26 protein-coding genes are annotated in these 24,571 nt (G+C 70.6%); 12 read left to right on the plus strand and 14 right to left on the minus strand.

Annotated elements, in window-relative coordinates:
• Nucleotides 1–167 precede the first annotated feature (167 nt).
• Nucleotides 168–569: a hypothetical protein gene (locus CYL12_RS15270; RefSeq protein WP_101848343.1), complete on the plus strand. Its 402-nt coding sequence runs from the start codon at nucleotides 168–170 to the stop codon at nucleotides 567–569.
• Nucleotides 570–589: 20 nt separating this feature from the next.
• Here CYL12_RS15270 and CYL12_RS15275 read toward each other — a convergent pair whose 3' ends face one another.
• On the minus strand, nucleotides 590–937 hold the full coding sequence (locus tag CYL12_RS15275; RefSeq protein WP_199399150.1) for a hypothetical protein: 348 nt from the start codon (nucleotides 935–937) through the stop codon (nucleotides 590–592).
• Nucleotides 938–1,230: 293 nt separating this feature from the next.
• On the opposite strand from CYL12_RS15275, the gene CYL12_RS15280 reads away from it, so the two are divergent.
• Nucleotides 1,231–1,725: an FBP domain-containing protein gene (locus CYL12_RS15280; protein ID WP_101848344.1), complete on the plus strand. Its 495-nt coding sequence runs from the start codon at nucleotides 1,231–1,233 to the stop codon at nucleotides 1,723–1,725.
• Here CYL12_RS15280 and CYL12_RS15285 read toward each other — a convergent pair.
• From CYL12_RS15285 to CYL12_RS15310, 6 genes are all read right to left on the minus strand, one after another.
• Entirely contained in the window at nucleotides 1,722–2,543 is an 822-nt protein-coding gene (locus CYL12_RS15285; RefSeq protein ID WP_101848845.1) for a PaaX family transcriptional regulator, read from the minus strand. The two genes, CYL12_RS15280 and CYL12_RS15285, sit on opposite strands and share 4 nt — an antisense overlap.
• Entirely contained in the window at nucleotides 2,533–3,804 is a 1,272-nt protein-coding gene (locus CYL12_RS15290) for a kynureninase (RefSeq protein WP_101848345.1), read from the minus strand. Before CYL12_RS15290 ends, CYL12_RS15285 begins: the two co-directional genes overlap by 11 nt.
• 1 nt (nucleotide 3,805) lies before the next feature.
• Entirely contained in the window at nucleotides 3,806–4,825 is a 1,020-nt protein-coding gene (locus CYL12_RS15295; protein WP_101848346.1) for an amidohydrolase family protein, read from the minus strand.
• Entirely contained in the window at nucleotides 4,825–5,676 is an 852-nt protein-coding gene (locus tag CYL12_RS15300) for a tryptophan 2,3-dioxygenase (protein WP_101848347.1), read from the minus strand. Before CYL12_RS15300 ends, CYL12_RS15295 begins: the two co-directional genes overlap by 1 nt.
• 166 nt (nucleotides 5,677–5,842) lie before the next feature.
• Nucleotides 5,843–6,895, minus strand: a complete 1,053-nt coding sequence (locus CYL12_RS15305; RefSeq protein WP_233486770.1) for an alpha/beta hydrolase — start codon at nucleotides 6,893–6,895, stop codon at nucleotides 5,843–5,845.
• 51 nt (nucleotides 6,896–6,946) lie between these two features.
• The gene (locus tag CYL12_RS15310) at nucleotides 6,947–7,471 is read right to left on the minus strand and encodes a TetR/AcrR family transcriptional regulator (protein ID WP_101848348.1); all 525 of its coding nucleotides are present in this window, start codon (nucleotides 7,469–7,471) and stop codon (nucleotides 6,947–6,949) included.
• Nucleotides 7,472–7,549: 78 nt separating this feature from the next.
• Between CYL12_RS15310 and CYL12_RS15315 the strand changes: the two genes are divergently transcribed.
• Nucleotides 7,550–8,260 (plus strand): MBL fold metallo-hydrolase, encoded by a 711-nt coding sequence (locus CYL12_RS15315; protein ID WP_101848349.1) that lies wholly within the window; start codon nucleotides 7,550–7,552, stop codon nucleotides 8,258–8,260.
• Nucleotides 8,261–8,426: 166 nt separating this feature from the next.
• Here the strand turns inward: CYL12_RS15315 and CYL12_RS15320 are convergent, their stop codons facing one another.
• The 3 genes from CYL12_RS15320 to CYL12_RS15330 are packed head-to-tail and all read right to left on the minus strand — an operon-like array spanning nucleotide 8,427 to nucleotide 11,781.
• A complete protein-coding gene (locus CYL12_RS15320; RefSeq protein ID WP_233486771.1) occupies nucleotides 8,427–9,017 on the minus strand; it encodes a cysteine hydrolase family protein in 591 nt (196 codons plus the stop codon).
• Entirely contained in the window at nucleotides 9,014–10,453 is a 1,440-nt protein-coding gene (locus tag CYL12_RS15325) for a purine-cytosine permease family protein (protein ID WP_101848351.1), read from the minus strand. The genes CYL12_RS15320 and CYL12_RS15325 overlap by 4 nt, the downstream gene beginning before the upstream one ends.
• Before the next feature lie 44 nt (nucleotides 10,454–10,497).
• Nucleotides 10,498–11,781 (minus strand): M18 family aminopeptidase, encoded by a 1,284-nt coding sequence (locus CYL12_RS15330; protein ID WP_101848352.1) that lies wholly within the window; start codon nucleotides 11,779–11,781, stop codon nucleotides 10,498–10,500.
• 226 nt (nucleotides 11,782–12,007) lie between these two features.
• Between CYL12_RS15330 and CYL12_RS15335 the strand changes: the two genes are divergently transcribed.
• The gene (locus tag CYL12_RS15335) at nucleotides 12,008–12,871 is read left to right on the plus strand and encodes an EamA family transporter (protein ID WP_101848353.1); all 864 of its coding nucleotides are present in this window, start codon (nucleotides 12,008–12,010) and stop codon (nucleotides 12,869–12,871) included.
• 9 nt (nucleotides 12,872–12,880) lie between these two features.
• On the opposite strand, the gene CYL12_RS15340 is transcribed toward CYL12_RS15335, so the two are convergent.
• On the minus strand, nucleotides 12,881–13,534 hold the full coding sequence (locus CYL12_RS15340) for a response regulator (RefSeq protein WP_233486772.1): 654 nt from the start codon (nucleotides 13,532–13,534) through the stop codon (nucleotides 12,881–12,883).
• Between the two features lie 226 nt (nucleotides 13,535–13,760).
• Here CYL12_RS15340 and CYL12_RS15345 point away from each other — a divergent pair, with 226 nt between their 5' ends.
• On the plus strand, nucleotides 13,761–14,903 hold the full coding sequence (locus CYL12_RS15345) for a sensor histidine kinase (RefSeq protein ID WP_101848355.1): 1,143 nt from the start codon (nucleotides 13,761–13,763) through the stop codon (nucleotides 14,901–14,903).
• Nucleotides 14,904–15,117: 214 nt separating this feature from the next.
• Here the strand turns inward: CYL12_RS15345 and CYL12_RS15350 are convergent, their stop codons facing one another.
• Nucleotides 15,118–15,861, minus strand: coding sequence for a GntR family transcriptional regulator (locus CYL12_RS15350; protein WP_101848356.1), 744 nt, complete (start codon nucleotides 15,859–15,861; stop codon nucleotides 15,118–15,120).
• 170 nt (nucleotides 15,862–16,031) lie between these two features.
• Between CYL12_RS15350 and CYL12_RS15355 the strand changes: the two genes are divergently transcribed.
• The 6 genes from CYL12_RS15355 to CYL12_RS15380 are packed head-to-tail and all read left to right on the plus strand — an operon-like array spanning nucleotide 16,032 to nucleotide 22,555.
• The gene (locus CYL12_RS15355) at nucleotides 16,032–16,955 is read left to right on the plus strand and encodes a phosphate/phosphite/phosphonate ABC transporter substrate-binding protein (RefSeq protein ID WP_101848357.1); all 924 of its coding nucleotides are present in this window, start codon (nucleotides 16,032–16,034) and stop codon (nucleotides 16,953–16,955) included.
• Nucleotides 16,956–16,983: 28 nt separating this feature from the next.
• On the plus strand, nucleotides 16,984–17,811 hold the full coding sequence (gene phnC / locus CYL12_RS15360; protein WP_101848358.1) for a phosphonate ABC transporter ATP-binding protein: 828 nt from the start codon (nucleotides 16,984–16,986) through the stop codon (nucleotides 17,809–17,811).
• Nucleotides 17,808–19,616, plus strand: a complete 1,809-nt coding sequence (locus CYL12_RS15365) for a PhnE/PtxC family ABC transporter permease (RefSeq protein WP_233486773.1) — start codon at nucleotides 17,808–17,810, stop codon at nucleotides 19,614–19,616. Before phnC ends, CYL12_RS15365 begins: the two co-directional genes overlap by 4 nt.
• Entirely contained in the window at nucleotides 19,613–20,752 is a 1,140-nt protein-coding gene (locus tag CYL12_RS15370; protein WP_101848359.1) for a TIGR03364 family FAD-dependent oxidoreductase, read from the plus strand. Before CYL12_RS15365 ends, CYL12_RS15370 begins: the two co-directional genes overlap by 4 nt.
• A complete protein-coding gene (locus CYL12_RS15375; RefSeq protein ID WP_101848360.1) occupies nucleotides 20,749–21,456 on the plus strand; it encodes an HAD family hydrolase in 708 nt (235 codons plus the stop codon). The genes CYL12_RS15370 and CYL12_RS15375 overlap by 4 nt, the downstream gene beginning before the upstream one ends.
• Before the next feature lie 10 nt (nucleotides 21,457–21,466).
• A complete protein-coding gene (locus CYL12_RS15380; protein ID WP_101848361.1) occupies nucleotides 21,467–22,555 on the plus strand; it encodes an alcohol dehydrogenase catalytic domain-containing protein in 1,089 nt (362 codons plus the stop codon).
• A 4-nt stretch (nucleotides 22,556–22,559) separates the two neighbouring features.
• Here the strand turns inward: CYL12_RS15380 and CYL12_RS15385 are convergent, their stop codons facing one another.
• Nucleotides 22,560–23,069, minus strand: coding sequence for a CinA family protein (locus tag CYL12_RS15385; RefSeq protein WP_101848362.1), 510 nt, complete (start codon nucleotides 23,067–23,069; stop codon nucleotides 22,560–22,562).
• A 258-nt stretch (nucleotides 23,070–23,327) separates the two neighbouring features.
• On the opposite strand from CYL12_RS15385, the gene CYL12_RS15390 reads away from it, so the two are divergent.
• Nucleotides 23,328–24,011 (plus strand): DUF6766 family protein, encoded by a 684-nt coding sequence (locus CYL12_RS15390; RefSeq protein ID WP_199399151.1) that lies wholly within the window; start codon nucleotides 23,328–23,330, stop codon nucleotides 24,009–24,011.
• Here the strand turns inward: CYL12_RS15390 and CYL12_RS15395 are convergent.
• On the minus strand, nucleotides 23,987–24,520 hold the full coding sequence (locus CYL12_RS15395; RefSeq protein WP_101848363.1) for an FHA domain-containing protein: 534 nt from the start codon (nucleotides 24,518–24,520) through the stop codon (nucleotides 23,987–23,989). The genes CYL12_RS15390 and CYL12_RS15395 overlap by 25 nt on opposite strands.
• Between the last annotated feature and the right edge of the window lie 51 nt (nucleotides 24,521–24,571).

The following is a 24,571-nucleotide window of genomic DNA, read 5'->3' on the forward strand; positions in this document are numbered from 1 at the left end:
CGATTGCTCTTCGAGACTCGCACCGCGGTCCCGGTCCGTCCACGGGATTGACATTCGACGGGACGCGTGTCAGCGTTCCGTCCCCATCGACTCGCGCTCGGACAACGGCTAGCCTGGCGCCAGGCGGGTGTCCTGCCCGCCGTCCTCGACGAAGGGAGCGGTGCGCGATGGACGCGATGATGATGGGCGCCATGTCGAAGAACATGGAGTCGATGCCCGACATGGCGATGATGGACATGTCGGTCCTGCAGGCCTGCATGGACGCGTGTGCCGCCTGCGAGCAGGCGTGCACGGTGTGCGCGACGCAGGAGATGGACTGCGCTCCGGCCTGCATGAACTGCGCGGACATGTGCCACACCATGATGCGGTCGATGCTCCGCCTGCAGGGGATGACTCCGGCCACGATGATGGCGATGCTCGACGCGTGCATCGCGATGTGCCAGATGTGCATGGACGAGTGCATGCAGCATGCGGATCACAGCGACGTCTGCCGCCTCTGCGCTCAGGCCTGCCAGGCCTGCATGAACGCCTGCATGGCGGTCCGGGACATGATGATGGCGAGTGCCTGACCCCGCAGGGCAGGGCGCCGTCAGACCGCGGCGACGTTGAAGCGGGTGCGGCCGACGGCGAGCACACCGTATTCGAGATGAAGGGCGACGGGGCTGCCGAGCCCCGCCTCCAGGGCGGCGCCGGAACCGTTCCAGAGCGCGTGCGTCGTCCCGTCGAGCGTGCGGACGACGAGGTCTCCGGCGACGGGATCCACCGCGGTCACGAAGGCGTCCGCCCATCCGGACGGAGTCGCCGCGGCGAGACGCTCCTGGATCAGATGCAGGGCGTGGCCGGGCGCCGACGACGAGCACCGACCGCCGGTCCGGCACATGCACGCTGTACGCTCACGCACCTCGAGGGGCGGACGGCGGTGCAGCGGCGTGGACACGGGGTCTCCTTCGGATCGGCGTCCGGCCAGAGTACGTCGACCGGGTCGGCATCCCGCAACGCCCCGACACGCGACGAAACAAACGGGTGTAGGCTCACCGGGTGCTGTCGTCGATGAGCGCCCTCGGGGCGCGGAGCGGAGCTGCAGGCGCGTTCAGCGCCGCAGGCAGAGGCTGAGGACCGGCCGGAGGCGGAACCCCCGTCCCCGGTGCTGCGTCGTACCCCGGCATCCGTCCGGGTGATCCTCTGATCCTTCTCGCCGTCCCGGCGATCACATCGAAAGCTCTTCCTCTCATGCGTCCCATCGACGAGCGCGCGTTGCGCGCCTCCTTCTGCAACGCCTCCCGCAAGGAGGTCTCTGACATCACCCTTCCGCCCGGCTTCGCCGAGACGGACTTCGACCGGCTCGACTACCTCGGCTGGGTGGACCCGAAGCTGCCCCGGCGCTCCTACGTCGTGACGTGGATCGACGACGAGCCCGTGGGGGTCGTGCTGCAGCGCGCCGAGCAGCGCGTGCTCGCCCGCGCGCAGTGCTCCTGGTGCGAGGACGTGACGCTCCGCAACGACGTGCAGCTCTACGTCGCCCGACGTGCCGGGGCCGCCGGTCGCAAGGGCGACACGGTCGGTGTGCTCGCGTGCGCGGAGTTCGGGTGCAACGAGGCGGTGCGGAAGCTCCCGCCGCTGGCCTACCCGGGGTACGACCGGGAACTCGCGCGCGAGATGCGGATCCTCCGGTTGCAGGAGCACGTGACGGGGTTCGTCCGCGAGGTCGCCGGCCGGAACGGCTAGGTCGTCACCGCGCGCACATGCGCGAGGGCGGGCGCTGCCCATTCCGCCGACAGCCGGGCGAACGCCTCGAAGCTGCGTCCGCCCGGCCAGTCGGCCGGCAGCATCTCCGGGGGCAGCCCCGGGTCGGTGTAGGGCAGCACCCGCCAGCGGTCGATGAGATGGACGTAGGCCGGGAACGGCGCGTCCGGGAGGTCCGCGAGCGCGGCTTGGAAGGCTTCGTGCTCGCCGCGCAGCGCGTCGAGGTCCCACCACGCGGCCGCCGCCTCGGCCAGCGTGCCCGCCGGAGCGGGGGCCGATGCCTCGAACAGGGTCGCCCAGCGGCGGGCGTCGAGCTCGTCGAGGATCTGCAGCGCCTCGTCGCGGAGGTGCCCGGGGCAGATCCACAGGGCGGGCGAGACGACGCCCGCGCCGATCCAGTGCAGACGCCGACGCAGCTGATGGCGCACGCTGCGCGCGCTCTCCGGTATCGAGAACGACACCAGACACCACGGATCGCCGTCGGTCATCTCCCGCATGCGGAAGATCCGCCGGTCGCCGCGCTCCAGCATCGGCACCGCTGCGGGACTGAGTCGGTACCCGATCGCGTCGCGGCGCTCGGGGATGAGGAGGCCCTTCTGCTTGAGGCGGGCGATGCCTGTGCGAGCGGGGGCCGCGGCGATGCCGAGTTCGCCCGCCAGGGTCACGAGGTCGGCGGCCGAGATCCAGCCGCCGAGCGGACGCAGATACAGCCCGATCAGGGTGCGCAGAAGCGAGGCGGTGCTGCCCGGCCGCGCATCGATGTCATCGAGCACGACCGGCGCCGCGGGATCAGGAGACACCGGACTCCAGCGCATCCCTGACCGCGAGCACTCCCGTGACCGTCTCGGCGTGTGAGGTGCTCAGCGGCGACAGCCCGAGCCGGATCCCGTCCGGGAAGCGGAAGTCGGGGATGACGCCGTCGGCCCACAGCCGCCGGGTGACCTCGCGGAAGTCCGGGTGCCCGATGGTGATGTGTCCGCCGCGCAGCGCGGGGTCGCGGGGGCTGAGCAGTCGGACGCCCAGCGGCGCGAGCAGCTCGTCGTACGCCCGCACCGCCAGCGCGGTGAGCGACTCCGACTTCGCGCGGACGCCGTCGATCCCCGACTGCTCGATGAGGTCGATCATGCCCTGCATCGCGAGCATCGAGGTCACCGGCGGCGTACCGCTGAGGAGCTGGCGGATGCCGTCAGCCGGGACGTATTCCGGACCCATGGCGAAGATGTCGGCGGCGCTCCACCACCCCTGGATGGGCTGCCGCAGGACACCCTGCAGGTCGCGGCGGAGGTAGGCGAACGCGGGCGAACCCGGGCCGCCGTTGAGGTACTTGTAGGTGCAGCCGACCGCCATGTCGACACCCCACTCGTCGAGCTGCATCGGCACGACCCCCGCCGAGTGGCAGAGGTCCCACATCATCAGCGCCCCGGCCTCATGGACGACCTCCGTGATGCGCGCCATGTCGGCGAGGGCGCCGGAACGGTAGTCGACGTGGCTGAGCGAGACGAGCGCAGTCCGCTCGGAGAGCACGGCTGCGACGTCGTCGACCGTGACGCCGTGCACGGGGTCGGGCGTGATCCACCGCAGCGTGGCCCCCATCTCCGCCGCGACGCCTTCGGCGAGGAACCGGTCGGTGGGGAAGTTCCCCTCCTCGATCACGAGCTCCGTCCGCCCTGTGGGCCCCTGAGCCGCGCCCGTGGGTCCCTGAGCCTGTCGAAGGGACCCCCGCATGAGCTTGTAGATCAGCACGCTCGTCGAATCCGACACGACCGTCTGCCCCGGCCCCGCGCCCAGGGCGACGGCGCCGATCCGGTCGCCCAGCTCCATCGGCAGGGCCATCCACTGTTCGTCCCACGAGCGGATGAGCCGGGTGCCCCAGTCGTCGCGGACGAACGCGGCGAGCTTCTCCGGCACGTCGCGCAGCGGACGGCCGAGTGAGTTGCCGTCGAGGTAGGCCGTGACGCCCGGCGCTTCGACGAACGCGTCGAGGTGCGCGGCGAGCGGGTCGGCGGCGTCCAGCGCGCGGGCGGCGTCGAGGAGCGCGGTGTCGGCGGAGCGGTCGGTCATGTCACACCTTCAGGTCGGCGGGGGTGAGGGGGCGGGCGGCCAGGGGATCCGCGGATCCCGGTGGCAGCAGGAGCAGGAGAGAGTGGGGGTCGAGCGGGTCGGTAGGCGCGAGGGCGCGGAGGAGCGCGTCGCCGTCGAGGCCGGCGGTGCGGAGGGCGGCGACCTCGGCCGGGTTCAGGTCGACGGGGGTCCGGCCGTTGCCCATATCGGTGCCGTAGCGGACGGTGCCGCCCGCGGCGTGGAAGCGGGCGACGTTGTCGATCGCGAGGGCTTGGGTAGCCGGGTCATGGATGGCGAGGGTGCTGATCCAGGAGGCGTGCGCGGCCTGCTCTGCGATCTCCTCATCGTCGAGGCGCTCGGTGAACGGCGCGTGGGCGAGCTGCGCCGCGCCGTGGCGGACGACGCGCTGCGCCTCGCCGGGGCCCTCGGCATGGGCGACGACGGGGAGCCCGTGCGCCGCGGCGAGGTCGACGATCGCGCGGAAGAGGGCGTCGGAGAAGAGCGGGCCGGCAGCGCTGTTGCTCGCGACCTTGATGCAGGAGGCGCCGGCGGCCGCCATCTCCGCGACCGCTGTCGACGCCGCGGCAGGATCGGCGATCTCCCGGACCGAACCCGAAGGTGCCCAGGCGCGGTCCGACGGGTATCCGCCGGGAGGCGTGAGGAACGCGCCGGCGAAGTCGACGGTTCGCAACGCAGGAGAATCCGGCCCAGGCGCACCCGGAACCGCCTCGGAAGCGCCTCCGCCGGTCGAAACTCCTGAGTTGTGAACGGCGATCCGCGCCACCGCGGACGGCTCACCGCCGAGGTCGACCACCCGTGCGAGGCGCGACGAGGCCAAGAGCGTGTGGTCGACGAGCTGCAGGTGCACGTGGTGGTCCGTGAAACCGCCGACGATCCGACCGGAGAGGGGAGGGGTGCCCGGCGCCGGTGTCTCCTCGCGGAGGTGCGGGCGCCCGTCCTTGACGAGCGCGACGACGCCCTCGCGCCAGCGCTCGCCGTCGAAGAACCTCACCCCGCGCATCAGGAGCCGATCTCGGTGCGGACGGTGTAGAGCTCGGGGAAGAAGGTGAGGTCGAGGGCGCGCTGCAGGAAGCCGACGCCGCTCGATCCGCCCGTGCCGACTTTCATCCCGATGGTCCGGGACACGGTCTTGAGGTGACGGAAGCGCCAGAACTGGAAGTTGTCCTCGAGGTCGACGAGGTCCTCGCAGGCCTCGTAGAGGTCCCAGTGGGTGCGCGGGTCCTGATAGATCGCGCGGATGGCGGGCACCAGCGCCGGGGTCTCCCGGTACGGCTCACGCACATCGCGGTCGAGGATCTCGCTCGGGACCGGGAGGCCGCGGCGGGAGGCGTAGCGGAGGAACTCGTCGTAGAGCGTGGGCTTCTCCCACTCGGCCGTGAGGAGGGCGAGGTTCGCGGGATGATCGCGGAAGACGCTGAGCATCTTCTCGTTCTTGTTGCCCAGCGCGAACTCGACGGCCCGGTATTGCACGGACTGGAAGCCGGACGAGTTGCCGAGCGCGCCGCGGAACTGGGCGTACTCCGTCGGGGTCAGCGTCGCGAGCACCGACCACTGCTGCGTCATGACGTCCTGGATGCGCTTGACCCTGGCGATGCGCTTGAGGGCGTCGCGCAGGTCGTCGGCCGCGAGCAGCTCTCGCGCCGAGCTGAGCTCATGCAGCAGCTGCTTCAGCCAGAGCTCCGTCGTCTGGTGCTGGATGATGAACAGCATCTCGTCGTGGTGCTGCGGGTCGCTCACCGGGTGCTGTGCCGTGAGGAGCTGGTCGAGCGCGAGGTATGAGCCGTAGGTCATGCGGCCGGACAGATCGGTGACGATCCCGGACTCGAGTGCGCGTTCGTTCTCCGTGTGCATTCCGTGAACATATCACTTCCGTGCCGGTCGTCACAGGTGTGTTATGTCAAGCTCGGCCGCCTTGCACGATCCGGCGACAGTGGCACGGGCGCTCCCGGAATCCGGTCGTGCCGTCGTACCGGGGTCGTGCAACCGCGGCTGCCCACCCCGGACGAGAGGGGCCGGATCAGCGGGTGTGGGCGTCGAGGAACGCGACGGTGTCGGCAAGGGCCTCCCGGGCCTCCGGCAGATCGAGGTGGAACTGGTACTCGTGCGGGAGCGCCGGCTCGTGCGGCGCGGGCCAGAACACCGGCGTCACGTCGACGCCGAGCTCCTGCAGTCGCTTCGACATCGGGATCGACTGGAGCCAGGTGAGGCCATCACCGTTGCCGCCGGAGATGTAGGTCGCAGGGAAGTCGGCCGTGACCCAGTCGACGGTCGACATCGTGGCGCCGGTGGAGTCCTCCGCCCAGGTCTTCGTCCCGGAGTAGGCCCACATCGCCGACTTGAAGCCCCACCCCGGGACTCCGTCGAGCTCGGCCAGCGCGGCGAGGTCGTAGACGCCGCAGTTCAGCACGGTCGCGACGAGCTGGTCGGCGCGGATCGACGGGCGGATGCCGAGGATCTCGGCGTAGTCCGGATTCGTGATGAGCGTCGCCATCTGGCTGGCGAGCTGGGCCCCGGCGGAGTCTCCCGCCAGCACGATGCGTCGCGGATCCACGCCCAGTTCCTCGGCATGCGCGTCGATGTAGGCGAGGGCCTCGTCGAGCTGGTGGACGGCGAGCGGATACACGCCCTCGGGCCCGCGGGTGTAGTTCACGCCGATGGTCGTGTAGCCCTCGGCGGCGAGGATGCGGAGGTACGGATCGACGTCCTCCTTCGAGCCCGAGATCCAGGCGCCTCCGTGGATCCACACCACGGTCGGCAGCGGGCCGTCGGCGGACGCGGGGCGGAAGACGTCCATCGTCGTGTCCGCGCCGGCATCCCCATAGGCGAGGTCCTTCCGCTCCTCGAGAGCGGTGTCCGGGACGTGCTTCGTCATCTCCGCCGCGGTCTCGTCGCCGCCCTTCGTGAACACCGAACGGATGATCATCGCCGAGGGCCACGGGGTGAGCGCCCCGACGATCGCGACGACCGCGGCTGCCGCGGCGAGGACCCCCACGGCGATCTTCGTGCGGCGCCACGGCTTCCGGGCGGGCTTCGAAAATACGGGCGCGGCGGTGCTCCTGGAGTCTTCCACGGCCTCAGTGTGCCAGCATCCGACGTCCCGAACCGGGAACGACGGACGTCGTCAACCGACGAGGCTCGCAATGAGACGCCGGAGGCCGTAGTCGAACGCGCGATCGACGTCCCCGCCGAGCCGGAACGCGCCGGACAGCTCCATCTGCAGGAATCCGGTGGCCCAGGCGGTGAAGAGGCGCGCGGCGTCGAGGGCGTCCGCCTCGCCGACAGCGGTCGCACACGCACGGATGACGGGAGCGGCGGAGCGTTCCAGGGCCTCGTGTGGGACCGCGGCGATGAACATGAGGCGGAAGCCCGCGGGGTGCGCGTGGGCGAAGGAGCGGTAGGTCTGGGCGAGGGTGGAGAGATCGCCGCCCGCCGCCTCGAGCTGGGCCGCGAGAGCATCGACGGATGCCGTGGCGACGGCGACGTGCAGGGCTTCGCGGTCACGCACGCGCTTGTAAAGAGACGGGGCGCGCACGCCCACCCGCTCCGCGACCGCCTGCATCGTGAGTCCGGCAGGACCGTGGGCCTCGAGGATCTCCTGGCCGGCCGCGACGATGGCATCGATCGATGTGCGTTCCGGGGTGGGCATGGATCCTCCTCGATGGCTATTGACTTTAGCCATGATAGCTACGTAACGTAGCCATCGCAATCACCCGAGAGGATCCTCATGAAACTCGCCCCGCACCTCCACCGCCTCGGCAACGACATCGTCGCCTCGTACCTCATCGATCTGCCCGAGGGCATCACCCTCGTGGACGCGGGGCTGCCCGGTCACTGGCGCGACCTCCAGCGAGAGCTCGCCGCGATCGGCCGCCCGCTCTCCGACATCCGCGGTCTCGTGCTGACGCACGGTGACAGCGACCACATCGGCTTCGCGGAACGACTGCGACGCGAGACGGGAGTTCCGGTCTACATCCACAGCGCCGACGCCCACCGCGTGCGCACCGGGGAGAAGCCGAAGACTCCCATGGGCCCCGCCCGACTCGGCCCGATGCTCGGCTTCCTCGCCTACGGCCTCCGGAAGAGCGCCCTCCGCACGCGCCACGTCACCGAGGTTTCCGAGGTCACGGACGGTGACGTGCTCGACCTCCCCGGGGCGCCGGTCGTCGTGGGTCTTCCCGGGCACTCGCCGGGGAGCATCGCGGTGCATGTCCCTGCAGTCGGCGCGGTGTTCGTCGGCGATGCCCTGACCACGCGGCATGTGCTGACGGGGGAGGAGGGCGCGCAACCCGCCCCGTTCACCGACGCGCCCACGGAAGCCGTGGCCTCGCTCGACCGCCTCGCGACGCTCGACGCCGCGTGGGTCCTTCCCGGGCACGGCGCTCCCTGGCGCGGTACTCCCGCCGACATCGCCGCCGCCGTCCGCGCCCGCTCCTGACACTCCCCTCTGTCGGGTTCAGAAACGCTCCTCCCCGCGGCTGCCGAGGTGCACTTTCCGTCCCGCGAGGGGGCTCCGCGCGGGATCGAAACCGTGCGGGATGGAAAACGGGCCGGAGACCGTGCGCGGAGGCGCGAATTCCGTCCCGCACGAGCCGGGGGAGGGGTCAGGGGGAGAGGAGGGTGGCGGTGTCGGCCACGGTGATCTGCGGGGGATAGAGGCTCATGACCTGCACGGCGGCGGCGTGGTTCTCCGCTGTGGAGCCGGCGCAGGCGTCGGCGGCGAGCGTCACGCGTGCCCCGGCGTCCGCGGCGGCGAGAGCAGTGGACACCACGCAGCAGTCCGTCGCCACCCCCGCCAGGACGACCCGACCACCGCGCCCCACGATCGCCTCCAGCTCCGGACCCCACTTGCCGAACGTCGGGAGGTCGACGGTCCGATGCGGGGAGAGGCCTTCCGCCTCAGGGACCAGTGCATAGAGCGCGTCGTCAGCGGGCCGGTCGGCGAAGGGCCACGCGGCGAAGTACTCGCCCCAGGAGGTGGAGCGGTCCGCCGTCGGCAGCCACCGGGTGACCAGCACGCGCTCGCCGAAGGCGTCCGCGAGCCGTCGGATGTTCGCCATCGCGTCGGTGAAGAACGGCGAGCCCCAGGCCGAATCGGGCGACGCGAAGATCACCTGCGGGTCGATCACCACGAGCCAGCTTTCGGTCCCTGAGCCTGTCGTCCCCGGGGCCCCTGCGCCTGTCGAAGGGCTCACGACTCCTGCCGCCGGATCTTCCCTGCCCGGGCGAACCAGGTCACGAGGAACGAGAGCACCAGCGCCGCGAACACCCCGAGGTTCGCGTAGGCCCAGTCCCCGTCCGTCCCGCCGACGAGGAACAGGAGGTATCCCTGCCAGTTGTTCCACGGCGCCGCGTCGGCGAAGCCGTTGAGCACGAGGCCCCACCCGATCACGCTGGCGACGACCATGGTGCCGATCGAGGTCCAGTCCCAGGCGCCGTAGCGCCCGCGGCTGTCGAACAGTGCCTCCTCGTCGTAGTCCTTCCGGCGACGCAGGATGTCGGCGATGAGGATCCCGGCCCACGAGGCGAGCGGTACGCCGAGGGTGATGAGGAAGCTCTGGAACGGGCCGAGGAAGTCGGTCGCGAAGAACACCACGAAGATGGTGCCCGCCGTGAGGATCGCGCCGTCGATCGCTGCCGCCGACGGCCGCGGAATGCGGATGCCCAGGCTGAGCAGCGTCAGGCCCGAGGAGTAGATGCCGAGAACCGCGCCGGAGACGAGCGCGAGCACGGCCGTGAGGAGGAAGGGCACGAGCACCCACACAGGCAGGATGCTCGCGAGCGCGCCGATCGGGTCCGCGGCGATCGCGGCCATGAGCTCATCGTCTGACCCCGCGAGAAGCAGACCGAACACGACGAGGATGACCGGTGCCACCGAGCCGCCGATGGTGTTCCAGGCGACGATCGCCCCGTCGGACGCGGTGCGCTTCTGGTAGCGCGACCAGTCGGCGGCGATGTTGATCCATCCCAGCCCGAATCCGGCCATCACCATCACGAGCGCGCCGATGACCTGGCCGATGCCGCCGTCGGGGCGGGCCATCACGGCGGCGAGGTCGATGGTCGGCGCCGCGAGGATGATGTAGAGGATGGTGACGACGCCGGTGATCCAGGTGAGCACCGACTGCAGCCGCATGATCGTGTGGTAGCCGAGCACGGAAGCGGCGACGATCAGCGCCGCGACGATCACGGTGGCGAGGATCTTCAGCCACAGGCTGTCTCCGTCACCGCCGAGCTGCGTGATCACGGTCGCCGTCGCGAGCACCGCCATGATCGCGAGGAACGTCTCCCAGCCGATCGAGGTCAGCCAGGACACGATCCCTGGCACCTTCTGTCCCTGCACGCCGAACGCCGCCCGGGAGAGCACCATCGTCGGCGCCGACCCCCGCTTGCCCGCGATCGCGATGAGCCCGCACAGCAGGAACGACACGACGATGCCGACCACCGAGACGAGGGTCGCCTGCCAGAACGAGATGCCGAAGCCGAGCACGAACGAGCCGTACGACATCCCGAACACGGAGACGTTCGCCGCGAACCACGGCCAGAACAGGTCGCGGGGTTTGGCGGTCCGCTCGGACTCGGGGATGATCTCGATGCCTGCGCGCTCGATGAGAGCCGGCCTGATGTCGGTCATCCTCACATCCTGGCACTCCGCGAGCGCGCTCCGCGCGGCCCGATTCAGCCGGCGAAGAAAGTCCCGGCCACGCGGGTCAGGTCGTGCAGGTCCGAGACCCCCGCGAGCTCGCGGGCGGAGTGCATCGAGAGGATCGGGATGCCCACGTCGACCGTGCGGATGCCGAGCCGGGTCGCGGTGATCGGACCGATGGTCGAGCCGCACGGCACGCCGTTGTTCGACACGAACTCCTGCGTCACCACGCCGGCCCGATCACACCAGTTCCGCCACGACGCGGCACCGACCGCATCGGTCGCGTAGCGCTGGTTGGCGTTGAGCTTGAGGATGGGGCCGGAGCCGAGCACGGGCTGCACGACGGGGTCGTGCCGGCCGATGTAGTTCGGGTGTACGGAGTGGCCGACGTCGCTGGACAGGCACCACGACGACGCGTACGCCTGACGGCGGGCGGAGCCGTCGGCGCCGAGCCCCGCGTAGAGCCGCTCCAGCACGTCCTCGAGGAAGGGGCCCGCGGCGCCGGAGCGCGACTCGGAGCCGAGCTCTTCGTGATCGAACGCGGCGAGGATCGCGATCGGCGCGCCCGCGACCGGTGCGTGTGCCGCGAGGGCCACGACGCCCGCGTGCACGGAGGCGAGGTCGTCCAGGCGCCCGGAGGCGAAGAACGCGTCGTCCTTGCCGAACACGGCGCCCCGCGCAGCGTCGACGACGACGACGTCGTAACCGCGGATCTCCGCGGCGTCCGCTCCTGCGGACGCCGCGAGCTCGGCCAGCACGTCGGCCTCGGTCGGGTCGCCTAGGCCCCACACCGGCTGCGTCTCGGTCTGCTTGTCGAGGGCGAGGCCGTTGTTGACCCCCCGATCGAGGTGGATGGCGAGCTGGGGGAGTCGCAGCAGGGCCCCGGTGTCGGCGAGGACGACCCGGCCGTCGGCGAGAGCCAGCCGGCCGGCGAGGCGCAGCTCCCGATCGAGCCAGGAGTTCAGCAGCGGACCGCCGTACACCTCGACGGCGGCCTGCAGCCAGCCCCGGGCTCCCGTGGTCGGCTGCGGCTTGAGCTTGAAGCCGGGGGAGTCGGTGTGCGCCCCGAACACGTGCACGGGTGTCGTGGCGGTCGCGTCCTCCGGAACCACCCACGCGATCGTCGCGCCGTCGCGGACCACGAGGTACCGGCCCCCGGGCTGCGCGGGCCAGACATCCTCCTCCTGCAGCCGCGTGAAACCGGCCTCCTCCAGACGGCGGGCGGTCTCGGCGGCCGCGTGGTAGCTCGACGGGGAGGCGGCGACGAAGTCGGCGAGGTCTTCGGCGTGGGCGAGGGCGTCCGGGGTGACGGGCATGGCATGACCTTCCTGCGCGGGGTGTCCTTCGAGCGTAGTCGCGCCGCGTCACCACCTTCTCCCGGGCGGGGATAGGGTGGTGGTGATAGCGCCTAGGGTTCCGGGGTCTGCGCCCGTCTGGTCCGAGCGACGCCACGGTCCTCCTCCGCAGGAGGGCCGTCATCTGACAGGACAAAAGCCCGGAGGACCCGATTCGTCGCGCCCGCGGCGGAGGGAAGGGTCTGCCGTGTCCGCTGTCGCTCTCGTCCTCGTCCTCGCCGCCGCGATCGCCCACGCCTCCTGGAACGTCATCGCACACGGCATCAGCCGCGCCGGTTCGCCGTTCCTGTGGTGGGGTGCGGTCGCCAGCTCCGTCGTCTGGATCGGGGCCGTGCCGTTCACGGGGGGACTCGGTGCGGCCGACCTCGGCTCGTTCGCGCTCGGGGCGTCGGTCTCCGCGGTCCTGCACGTCGCGTACATGGCGGTGCTGCAGCGCGGCTACCGGGAAGGCAGCCTCTCGACCGTCTACGCGACGGCGCGGGGGACCGGCCCCTTCCTCTCCGTCATCGTCGCCGTGCTCCTGCTGGGGGAGCGGCCGTCGGCCGTCGCGCTCGTCGGAGTCGCAGCGGTGATCGCCGGCGTCGTCGCGATCGGGTTCGTCGACCGCCGGCCGGCGGGAAGCGGCCGCCGCATCGACCCCGGTCTCCTGTTCGGCGCCCTCACCGGCGTCGCGATCGCGGTCTATACGATCTGGGACGCCCACGCGGTGCGGGAATGGGAGCTGTCACCCGTGGCGTTCATGGTCGGCACCACACTGCTGCAGGTGCCGTTCTACTCCGTCGCGGTGCGCGGACGATGGGGTGCGGTGCTGGCGCTGGGGCGCACGCAGTGGCGCCGCATCCTCGCGTTCGGCGTCCTCTCACCGCTGTCCTACATCCTCGTGCTGACCGCCATACAGATCGCTCCGGTGGCGCTCGTGGCGCCGCTCCGCGAGGTCAGCGTCGTGCTCGTGAGCCTGTTCGGCGCCTTCGTCCTGAAGGAATCCCGCCCCGGCTGGCGGATCGGCGCATCGCTGGTGGTCCTCACCGGCATCGTGCTGCTCGCGCTCTGAGGCGGCGACTCAGCGGAAGGTGACGAGTCCGGCGTGGGCTGCCGTGACGAGGATCTGCACGCGGTCGCGCAGGTGCCACTTCGACATCATGCGGCCGAGGTGCGCCTTCACCGTCCCCTCCGAGACGATGAGCGCCTTGGCGATCTCCGCATTGGACATCCCCTTGGCGAGGCACTGCAGAACCTCTTCCTCGCGCTCGGTGAGGGGTTCGAGGGTCTCAGCCGCGGCAGCGGGAGTGGTGGAGCGCACGTGGCGGATCAACATCGACGCGATGCGGGGCGACAGCGAGCTCGCTCCGGCGAACACCTCCCGCACACCCGTGACGATCTCCTCCGCACTGGAATCCTTGAGCAGATAGCCGGAGGCACCGGCGCTCAGCATGGGCAGCACGGTGTCGCTGCCGTCGAGCGTGGTGACGGCGAGGATGCGCACGTCGGGCCACCGTTCGGCGATGGCCGCGGTCGCCTCGATACCGTTCATCTCCGGCATCTGAACGTCCATCATCACGACGTCCGGCTTCTCGCGCTCGACCGTCGTGAGGGCCTCCAGGCCGTCCTCCGCCTGCGCCACGACCGTGATCTCGGGCGCGCGCGACACGAAGTGCGAGAGCGCGGAGCGGACCAGAGGATCGTCATCGACGATCACGACGCGGATTTCCTGCATGGGGGAAGCCTAACGGCGTGAAGCGGGCGCTCTGAGGATGTAGACCTTTGGCTATCGAGGTCTGGACGAAGGCCAGATGTGCGCTCCGCGCGCCGCCGAGAAGATGAATACAGACATCGACAAACGGCACTAGAACGGAGGTGAATGTAATGACTTTCTGGCAGCAGGTTGGCAAGTTCTTTGGTCTCGTCCGCTAGAGTACCTGGCGAATAGGAGATAGTGAACCATGGCCTTCGACCATTCGATTCGCGGTTCCGCGGATTCGCTCCGGCTAGGTCGAGGCGAGAAGCTCACCGCCGTCGAACGCATCGTCGTTCTGGTGATCATCTCCATCCCCGTCGCCATCGACGTGATCGGACTCATCGTCGCTCCGGGTGCGAACCCGGCGGCCGTCCTGGTGAGCATCGCGTCATCGGCCGTCTTCGCCCTCTATCTCTGGAAACCCCTCATCGCGACCTGCGCCCTCGGCGTCGTGTTCGCACTCTCTTTTTTGGCAGGAACCGAATCCCAGGTCCTGACTGCCGCCGCTGTCGCGGCCGGGCTGGTCATGCGACTCGGGTGGACCGCGTTGATCCTGTCGTACACCGGTGCCTTTCTCGTCGCCGCCGCTCTCGTGGCGTTCGGTGATGAGGACTCCGGCGTGAACGTCGCGCTCTTCCTCGTCTTCGCTGCCGTATCCGGCGCCGTGGGCTTCGCCCTGCGAGTGGCGTTCGATCGCGGCAGCAGACTCGAGCGTCAGCTGGAGGCTGCGGCCGAGCAGGAGAAGGAAGCCGTTCTCGCCGAGCGACGATGGATCGCCGGCGAGCTGCACGACAGCATCGCGCACCACCTCACCGTGGTGTCGCTGCACGTGCAGATGCTCGAAGACCCTGACGTCAGCGACGGCTCCCGGGAGGCGATCCGCGTCGCCGCCCGCAAAGCCATGACAGACCTCCGTTTCGTGATCGACCTCGCCGACGACGGACCGCGTGCCGCGGGCATGCCGACCGGTGATCTCGTCGCCGCGATCGAGGAAGCGCAGACCGAATTCGAAGCGGCCGGGCACGACGTCATCCTCGATGGCGACCCCGGCGACGAACGCATTCCCCGCGCGGTCGAGATCGTGCTCGCGCGCATCGTGCGCGAGTCGGCCACGAATGTCCTGAAGTATGCCGGCCCCGGAACCGTCGAGATCCGTCTCGTGGTGGACGACGACAAGGCCCATCTGTCCCTGCGCAGCCCGCTTCCGACGACCCCGCGAAGGGAGCTGTCCTCCAGCCGGACGGGGCTGGGTCGGATGGCCGAGCGCGTCATGGGCGCCAGTGGCGAGTTCAGCGCCGGCGAAGTGGACGGGCACTGGCTCGTCTCTGCGGTGTTGCCGGTGGTGTGACGGCCGCGTATCCTGAGACGACGCCCGTGATTCCGGGCCTGAGACCGTGGACGAAAGTCTACGGCCATCTCGACATTCGGCTCTTCAGCGGCCTCGCGGCGCCGACATATCCTGAAGGCTCCCCAGATAAAGCGTCCCCAGCGCTGCGATCGCGGGCGCGATCTTTCTGGCTTCTCAAACTCCCGCGCCCGCGATCGCGAATCTGTCTCGGGCCTCAGCCGCCGACTGCCCGCATGTAGTGTCCGTCCGTCGAGATTCCGGACGCCGCCACGGTGAACCGGACCACCTCGCTGAGGTAGCGGTCCTCCGACGCTTCGAAGATGCGCCCACCGGCGTCCTTCGAGGTGCGGGTCAACCGCAGGATCGGTGTTCCTCGCGGCACGCGCAGGAGTGCGGCGTCCTGGTCGTCCGCCGCGACTGCGTCGATCACATGCTGGAGAGCGACGATCGGGTGCCCGATCGAGGCGAGATACTCGGTGATCGACACCGCGTCGAGGTCGACATCGAAGAGCCGCCGACCGACCTCCTCGGTGTAGGCCAGGCGCTCCAGCATGGTCGGCCGACCGTCGAGCAGCCGCAGTCGCACCACGCTGACGATCGTGTCGTCCGGCGCGACGCCGAGCGCGGGAGCGAGAGCACCCGCACGGCGCAGGCTCAGTTCCTGGGTCTGCGCGCCGGGAATGACGCCGAGGTCTCGTGCCCAGCGGGTGAAGGGTACGGAGACGTCGACCGCCTGATTCGCCTTGCGGGCCACCACCCGTGCCGGACGGCCCCGGGTGGTCTCGATCAGGCCCTCGGCGCGCAGAGCCGCGAGGGCATTGCGGATCGGGCCGCGCGACGTCTGCCAGTGCTCCGCCAGCTCCGCTTCGGTCGGGACGTCATCGCCGGCGCGGAGCGTGCCGCCGGTGATCTGCGCGCGCAGGTCGTCGGCGATCTGGGTGTATACAGCCTCGGCCACATAGGTACATTACTTCGTCTTCGCTCCCGGCCGCGAGGGTGTTGCAGCGCTGTTCATCCAGGCGAATGGCGGGTGAACGCGCTCTGAACTCTTCTGAGATAGGTATACATCTCGGTCGCAGGACTGCGAGAGTCGTCCGTGGATCACCCCTCCCACCCTGAAAGGTCCTCATGAAGCTCCGCGCTCTCCCCGCCCTCGCCGGCGCTGCGATCCTCGCGCTCGGTCTCGCCGCATGCTCCGGATCGGCCGATGCCACCGACGCCCCCGGTGACGCCCCGTCCGCCGGCGGGTACGCCGTCGACGAGAACACGCTCGTCTTCGGCGTCGTGCCCGACTCGGTGGACACCGAGACGAACTACCAGCCGCTGATGGACTACATCGCCGAGGTCACCGGCAAGACCGTCGAGTACCACGAGTCCACCGACTACGCCGCGCTCATCGAGGCCGCCGTCGCCGGGAAGGTCGACGTCGCGTCGTTCTCGGGCTTCACCTACGTCACCGCGACCAACAACGGCGCGAAGCTCACCCCGATCTCCTCCATCGTCACCGAGGAGGGTCAGGAGCCCGGCTACTACTCGCAGGCGATCGTCCCGGCGGACAGCGACATCTCCAGCCTCGAGGACTTCGCGGGCAAGAAGATCTGCTTCGTGGACCCGTCCTCGACATCCGGCTACCTCTTCCCGTCGTACAACCTCATCGAGGCGGGCGTCGACCCGAAGGCCGACATCACGCCGGTGTTCGCCGGCAAGCACGACGTCAGCGTGCAGAAGGTCGGCGAGGGCGTCGAGTGCGAGGCCGGTTTCGCCGAGGACTCCGAGGTCGAGAAGTCCGACAAGGTGAAGGTCATCGCCGAGACCATGGTCCCCGGCGCTCCGCTCGTCTACTCCTCGTCCCTGCCGGACGACGTGGCGCAGCAGCTCGTCGACGCCCTCGGTGAGGTCACCATCGACGACATCATCGCGGCGGGCGTCGACAGCGCCGACTCGGACGCGTTCCGCAGCGTGTTCTTCGCCACCAAGCCGGTGGACGACGCGTACTACGACCTCATCCGCGACATCTGCGCCGAGACCGACGCCGAGCAGTGCCAGGGCTGACGCCCCGCGCCTGACGACAGGAGAAGCCATGACCGCGGCATCCGACACCCTCATCCGCCTCGACGGCGTCACCAAGACCTTCGGCAGCACCACCGCCCTGAAGGACGTCACGCTCGAGGTGGCGCGCGGAGAGATCGTCGTGCTGCTCGGGCTCTCCGGTTCCGGCAAGTCCACGCTGCTGCGGCATCTCGACGGCCTGGAGCTGCCCAGCTCCGGGTCCGTCGAGGTGCTCGGCGCCTCCGTGCCCTCCATGAGGGGCCGGACGTTGCGACAGCTCCGCAGCAGCGTGGGCTTCATCTTCCAGCAGTTCGAGCTCGTGCCTTCGCTGACCGTGCTGGAGAACGTGCTGACCGGGTCGCTCTCCCGGATGCGCGGGCCGCGGCTCGGACTGTGGAGCTACCCGCGGGCTGCGAAGCTGACGGCGCTCGAGCATCTCGACCGCGTCGGCCTGCTCGACCGCGCCTACCAGCGCAGCGACACCCTGTCCGGCGGTCAGCAGCAGCGTGTGGCGATCGCCCGGGCGCTCATGCAGAAGCCCGCGATCCTGCTCGCGGACGAACCGGTGGCCTCCCTCGACCCGGAGTCGAGTGAGCAGGTGATGGCGCTCATCCGCGAGATCGCCGCCGACGAGGGACTCACCGTCGTGTGCAGCCTGCATCAGGTCGACCTCGCGATCAGCTGGGCCGACCGGATCGTCGGCCTCCGGCACGGCGAGGTCGTGCTGGACACTCCGACGGACGGACTCTCCAAGGCGGAGGTGATGGAGATCTACGGACGCGTCGCGACCACCACGGCCGAGATCCGCGCCGTGCAGGTGGAGCTCGCTGATGCCGCGACGACGGTGGGGGCATCGTGACGGTGGTGCGGGCGTCGGGGCGAGGCGCTTCGACAGGCTCAGCGACTCAGGGCGCTTCGACGGGCTCAGCGACCCACGGGGGCGGCTCAGCGACCCACGGGGGCGGCTCAGCGGCCCAGAGCGTCGAGGAGCGGGCGCCGAAGCGGCCGCTGTCGGCGGAGCGCGTCGCGGCCGGGCTCACCCTCGTCGTCCTCGTCGTGCTCGGCATCCTCGCGGTGCGGGACGTCGGCATCTCGATCCCGGCGATGGTGCAGAGCTGGGGCAACGCCGAGAACTTCCTCGCCCGTGTTGGCGGACTCTCGTTCCCGGAGCCGGCCGACCTCGTCTGGCTCATCGCCCTGACCGTGGGCCTCGTGCTCGTCGGGACGCTGCTCGCCGCCGTCCTCTCCGTGCCCATCGCCTACCTCGCCGCCGCGAACACCACGCCGGGTGCGGGGTGGCGGGCGGCCGCACGCTTCCTCGGGGTCCTCACCCGCGCGCTGCCGGACGTCGTGCTGGCGATGGCTTTCGTGCTGATGTTCTCCCTCGGTACGCTGCCCGGCATCCTCGCCATCGGCATCCACTCGATCGGCATGATCTCCAAGACGTTCGCCGACGCCATCGAGCAGATCGACGAGGGGCCGCGGCTCGCGATCCGCGCCGCCGGCGGCTCGAAACTGCAGGAGTTCACCGCGGGCATCCTCCCGCAGGTCCTGCCGAGCTGGGTGGCCACCGTGCTGCACCGCAACGACATCAACCTGCGGGGCAGCGTGGTGCTCGGCTACGTGGGCGTCGCCGGCCTCGGGCTCGAGATGTCCTACGCGTTCAAGGCGCTGAACTACGGCAAGGGACTCGGGATCGCGCTCGTGATCTTCGTCCTCTGCATCGCGATGGAGATCGTGTCCAGCATGGTGCGCGGCGCGATGCTCGGCGAACAGAAGCACACGCGATCGTGGATGGACCGCATCGTGCATCCGCGCCTGCGTCGGCGCCCGCTCGCTCCGACCGCCGCTCGTCCCGTGTGGGCGGCCAGCCCGCAGACCGCGGTGCGCCGCCCCTGGACCGCGCAGCGGGTGCGTCATACCGCCGCCGGGGTCGCCGCCGTGCTCATCGTGATCGGCAGCGTCGTCGTGAGCCAGATCACCTGGTCCGACCTGTTCACCTTCTGGGCGAAGCTCCCCGAGGTCGCCGCGCGGTTCTGGCCGCCGTCCTTCGGCAACTACGACACGATCGCGATGCTCGAGGCCATGCGGGAGACCGTCGCCATCGCGCTCGCTGCCACCGTGCTCACGCTCTTGCCCTCGCTGCTGCTCGGCTCGTTCGCGGCCCGCAACGTCGCCCCGCACGCCGCAGGGCGCGGCACGGCCCGCCTGCTCCTCGTGGGCATCCGCGGCATCCCCGAGCTCATCCTCGCCATCGTCCTCGTCGTCATCACGGGCCTCGGCGCGCAGGCCGGGGTGATCGCGCTCGCCATCGGCGGGATCGGTCTGCTCGGCAAGCTCATCGCCGACTCCTTCGAGGAGGTCGACCGCGGGCCGGAGCGCGCCCTCCGGGCGGTGGGTGCCACGCGCCTGCAGACGTATACGTCGGCCACGCTGACCCAGGGCACTCGCGCCCTCATCGGACACAGCTTCTACATGCTCGACACGAACATCCGCGCCGCCACGATCCTGGGCATCGTCGGGGGCGGTGGCGTCGGCTACTACCTGCTGAACGCCAGCCAGGGCTCGCGCTACGAGACCGTGACCGCGATCGTCCTGATGATCCTCGTGACGGTGCTCGCCGTCGAGGGACTCGCGATGTGGATGAGGAAGGTGTTCCGATGAACGCGACGGATCGGGCGGCGGACGTCGTCGTGGTGGGGGCCGGCATCGTCGGACTCGGTGCCGCCTACGCAGCCGTGCGCCGCGGCCTCCGGGTCGTCGTCGTGGAGCGCAGCGCGGCTCCGACCGGTGCCACGATCCGGAACTTCGGCCACCTCTGCATCGGGGCGCAGGGCGGCGACGCGCGCCGCTACGCGGACGCCTCTCGCGAGCTCTGGCTGCAGCTCGCCAGGGACGCCGGGTTCTGGCTCCGCGAATCGGGCACGCTCGTCGCGGCCCGGCACGCGGACGAACTCGCCGTGCTCGCTGCAGCGGCGCGGGACGGCGGCATCCGGATGTTGGACGCCGATGAGCTCCGGCGCCGCGCCCCGCTGCGTCGGGAGGGGCTCGCCGGCGGTGCCCTCATCGAAGCCGACCTGCAGACCGATCCGCGGACGGCGGCGATCGCGATCGTCCGGTATCTCGCGATGCGGGGTGTGGAGTTCCGCTTCCGTACAGCCGTGACCTCCCTCGGCGTGGGCCGGGTGGAGACCACGCGCGGCCGCATCGATGCCGGAGCGATCGTCGTGGCGGTCAACCACGACATCGACCAGCTCCTGCCCGAGGTCGCGGAGCGTCACGGCGTGGTGCGCTGTGCGCTCGACATGATGCGGGCGGCCGTGTCGTTCCCGCGACTACTCACCGCTCCGTTGCTGACCGGCTGGTCCCTCATCCGGTACGGGCGGTTCGCGGACGGACCCGAGGCCCGCACCCTCCGCGAGCGCCTGCACGCCGAGCGGCCCGATCTCGCCGCGCTCGACCTCAATCAGATGTACACGCAGCTTCCGGACGGCACGCTCATCCTCGGCGACTCCCACGCCACCGACGCCGCCCCCTCGCCGTTCCAGCCCGAGGCCGCCTTCGCCGCCTTCCTGGACGAGGCCGAGGCCCTGTTCGAGAGCGCAGCTCCTCGGGTGATCGAGCGGTGGCAGGGCGTGTACGCGAAGGCGCCCGGCGAGTTCCTCGTCGACCGCGGCGACGAGGGAGCCCTCGTGCTCGCCGCCACCACCGGCATCGGCATGACCTGCGGCCTCGGGCTCGCCGACCTGAATCTCACCGCCGCCCTCGGCGGCACCCCTGCTCTGGAAGGAACCCCATGACCACTCCGATCGAACTCGTCGTCCTCGACATGGCCGGCACCACCGTCGTGGATGACGGCGTGGTCGAGCAGGCGTTCCAGCGCGCTGCCGAGCGCACCGGCGTCGCCGCGAGGCTGCCCTGGAGCGACGCCCTCGGCTACGTCCGGGAGACGATGGGGCAGTCCAAGTTCGACGTGTTCCTGCACCTCGCCGGCGGCGACGCGACCGCGGCGCACGAGGCCACAGCGGCGTTCGAGGCCGCGTACGCGGAGATCGTCGCCGCGGAGGGCGTCACCGAGATCCCCGGGGCAGCGGACGCGATCCAGGGCTTGAAGGACGCGGGCCTCGCCGTGGTGCTGACGACCGGATTCGCTCCCGTCACCCGGCAGGCGATCCTCGACGGTCTCGGCTGGAGAGGGCTGATCGACCTCGCGCTCTCCCCGGTGGACGCCGGCCGCGGGCGCCCGGCACCCGACCTCGTCCTCACCGCGCTGCTGCGCACGCAGACGTCGGCCGTGCAGGCCGTGGCCGTCGTCGGCGACACCGTGAGCGACGTCGAGTCCGGTCGGCGCGCCGGGGCGGGCTTCGTCGCAGGGGTGCTCACCGGCGCCCATGACCGTGCCGCGCTGAGCGGAGCGGGTGCCCACGCCGTGCTCTCGGACATCACCGCGCTGCGCGCGGCTCTCGCCCAGCGCGAACTCCTCTCCGCCGTCAGCACCCGCTGAAGGCCCGGTCATGGGAACGCTGCTGATCCGCCCGCCCGGGCACCGGAGGGACGTCGCGCTGCGCCCGGCAGCCAGCGCGATGGTCTGGATCGGTGGAGGCCACCCGCATGAGACGATCGCCGTCCCCGGGGTCGCGCTCGCCGATCGGGATGTGCTCGTCGCCGTCGAGATGTCGACGATCTGCGGGTCGGATGTGCACACCGTCCAGGGACGCCGCGCCGCGCCCGCGCCCCTCGTCCTCGGGCACGAGAGCGTCGGCCGGGTCATCGCCCTGGGTGACGACGGCGCGGACGCCGTCGACGGCACCCCCGTGCGCATCGGCGATCGCGTGGTGTGGTCGGTCACGATCTCCTGCGGCACCTGCGACCGGTGTCGGCGCGGACTCACCCAGAAGTGCCGGGACCTCGGCAAGTACGGTCACGATCGTGTCGGCGCGCACGGCGACCTGACCGGAGCCTTCGCCAGCCACGTGCAGCTGCGGGCGGGCACGGCCATCGTGCGGGTGCCGGAGGCGCTCCCCGCCGCCGTCCTGGCGCCGGCAGCGTGCGCGACGGCGACCGCGTGGGCCGCCGTCGCGCGGGCCGCCCGCGACATCGACCTCGACGGCGCTGCGGTGCGCATCCACGGCGCCGGATTGGTGGGAATCAGTGCCGCCGCGATCGCAACCGAGCACGGGGCCGTCGTCGAGGTGCGTGATCCGGACGGCGATCGCCGTGCCTTCGCCTCCCGTTTCGGGGCCGCCGCGCTCGATCGCGATCCCGACGTGGTGATCGAAGCCTCCGGGCACGCGGTGGAGGAAGCGCTCGCCGGGGTCGCCGTCGGCGGCACGATGGTTCTCGTGGGCAGCGTCTTCCCCTCGCCGTCGGTGCCGTTGGACGCGGAAGACCTCGTCCGCCGTCTCGTCACGGTCGCCGGGATCCACAACTACGGTGCGGGCGACCTCGCGGCGGCGGTCGCGTTCCTCGCGGGACGGGGCCGGGCCTATCCGTTCGGCGAGGCCGTCGGTTCGGTGCGGTCGCTCGCGGACATCGATGCCGCCCTCGCCGAGGCCGCCGCCCCGGGAGCGCCGCTGCGCGTCGGCCTCGTGCCGGGACGCTGAGCGTTCAGTCGGAGCCGGTGCGCCGAGGGCCGGCGGGGTGCAGTCCCTCGGCGTGGAAGGCGAGCAGTCGTACCGCGGCATCCACGCTCGCGGACAGGATCTCGTCCGGGTCGCCCGTCAGCGCCAGGCGGCGGTGCCCCGCCTCGTCGGCGGTCGCCCAGCCGAGGTACACCGTGCCCGCGGGGTGACCGCCCTCCGGACCCGGGCCGCCCACGCCAGTGGTCGAGACGCAGATGTCCGCGTCGAAGAGTTCCCGTGCCCCCGTGGCGAGTTGCTCGGCGCAGGCGGCTGAGGTGGGGTCGGTTCCCGGCGTCAGGCCGAGCACGCGCTCCTTCACCTCGGTGAAGTACGCCACGATCCCCCCGGCGAACCATCCGGATGCCCCCTCGCCCGCGCCGATCGTGTTGGCGAGTCGTCCGGACGTGAGCGACTCCGCCACACTCACACGCAGGCCTCTGCTCCGGGCGAGCTCACCGAGGCGTTCGAGGTCGGGGGTCTCGTTCGGCGCGGTCATCGGGCGCTCCTCTCATCGGGTCCGTCCCACGCTACGACCCGCGAGGAGGCCGATGCAGGGGATTGACAAGAGCATCCGCGTCAAGCCCCTTGGACACCGCGGGCGGCGCCGCCACTGTCGGGGAGTCGGATCACGAAGGAGGGCAGAGATGTCGGAGGGTGCACGGGACACCGCGGGAATGCGGACCGTCTTCTGGATCTGGGCGGGGATCATCGCCGTGGGGCTGGCCGTGATGATCGGACTGCCGCTGGGAGGTCGATGACCGTGGCCGCGCGCATCAAGGATCACGCCCTCAGCCTCTTCTTCCTCGCGCTGTTCCTGCTGGCGCTGGTCGGTCAGTCCATCGCCGGCTTCCTGCGCAACAACGACGAGCTCCTCGATCACGGGCAGCCGACCGTCGGCTTCCTCGACTTCGTCTGGTCGTCGGACTTCGCGGTCGACGTCGCCGAGAACTGGCAGTCGGAGTTCCTGCAGTTCTTCCTGTTCATCGCGGCCACGATCTGGTTCGTGCAGAAGGGCTCGCCGGAATCCAAGAAGCCCGGCGATGAGGGGCCGGGCAGCGATGCGGATCAGCTGGTGGGTCGCCACGCCCGCCCGGATTCTCCGCGGTGGGCCCGGGCGGGCGGGTGGCGTGCGGCGGTGTTCGGGAACTCGCTGCTGATCGTGATGGGCGCGGTGTTCGTGCTGTCCTGGCTCGCGCAGTCTCTCGCCGGAACCGTCGTGATGAACGAGGAGAACGCGATGCACGGCGTCGCCGCGATCACCTGGTTCGACTACGTGACCAGTTCGGACTTCTGGGACCGCACCCTGCAGAACTGGCAGTCCGAGTTCCTCGCGGTCGGCACGATGGTCGCGTTCGCGATCTACCTGCGGCAGCGGGGCTCAGCGGAGTCGAAGCCCGTGGGCACCCCGCACCATCAGTCGGCCTTGGAGTCCGACTGAGACTGCTCGTCGTTGACGTCCGCCTGCGAGAGCCGCTCGTCGTCGGCGTCGTAGCCGGGGCGCGCCTCCTGCAGCGGCTGGTCGGAGAACTCGCCGCCGAGGCGTCCGCCGAAGGGCCGTCCGTGATCGGCGAACTCGTCGCGGGCGAAGACCAGCTCCCAGGGGCCGACCGTGAAGCGGGACCCGGTGCGCAGCGTCTCGGTGCGCTCGCCGGGGTGCGTCGCGTCGGCTTCCGGGTTGGAGTTCATCTCACCGTCCGCGTGCAGCGTCACCACGTACTCGTCGCGGTCGTCGTGCACGATCGTCGCGTGGACCGGTTCGGTGTCGGCGAGGCGCAGCTCGTTCCCGGCGGCGGAGCCGATGCGGATCTCCTCCACATCGAGCGCGAACTCGGTGCGCTCGTCATCGCGCCGCACGCGCAGTCGCGGGTTGCCTGCGCCGCGCTCGGCGTGCGTGGTGCCGGGCGTGTAGCCCTCCTCGGGACGGTCGTCGATGTGGCGTGCGTTCATGGCGGTGCCCTCCTCGGGTGTCTAGGCTTCGAGGCTAACCCGCGCGTCGAT

It is taken from the genome of Zhihengliuella sp. ISTPL4 (assembly GCF_002848265.1).
In the GTDB taxonomy this organism is placed as follows: Bacteria; Actinomycetota; Actinomycetes; order Actinomycetales; family Microbacteriaceae; genus Microbacterium.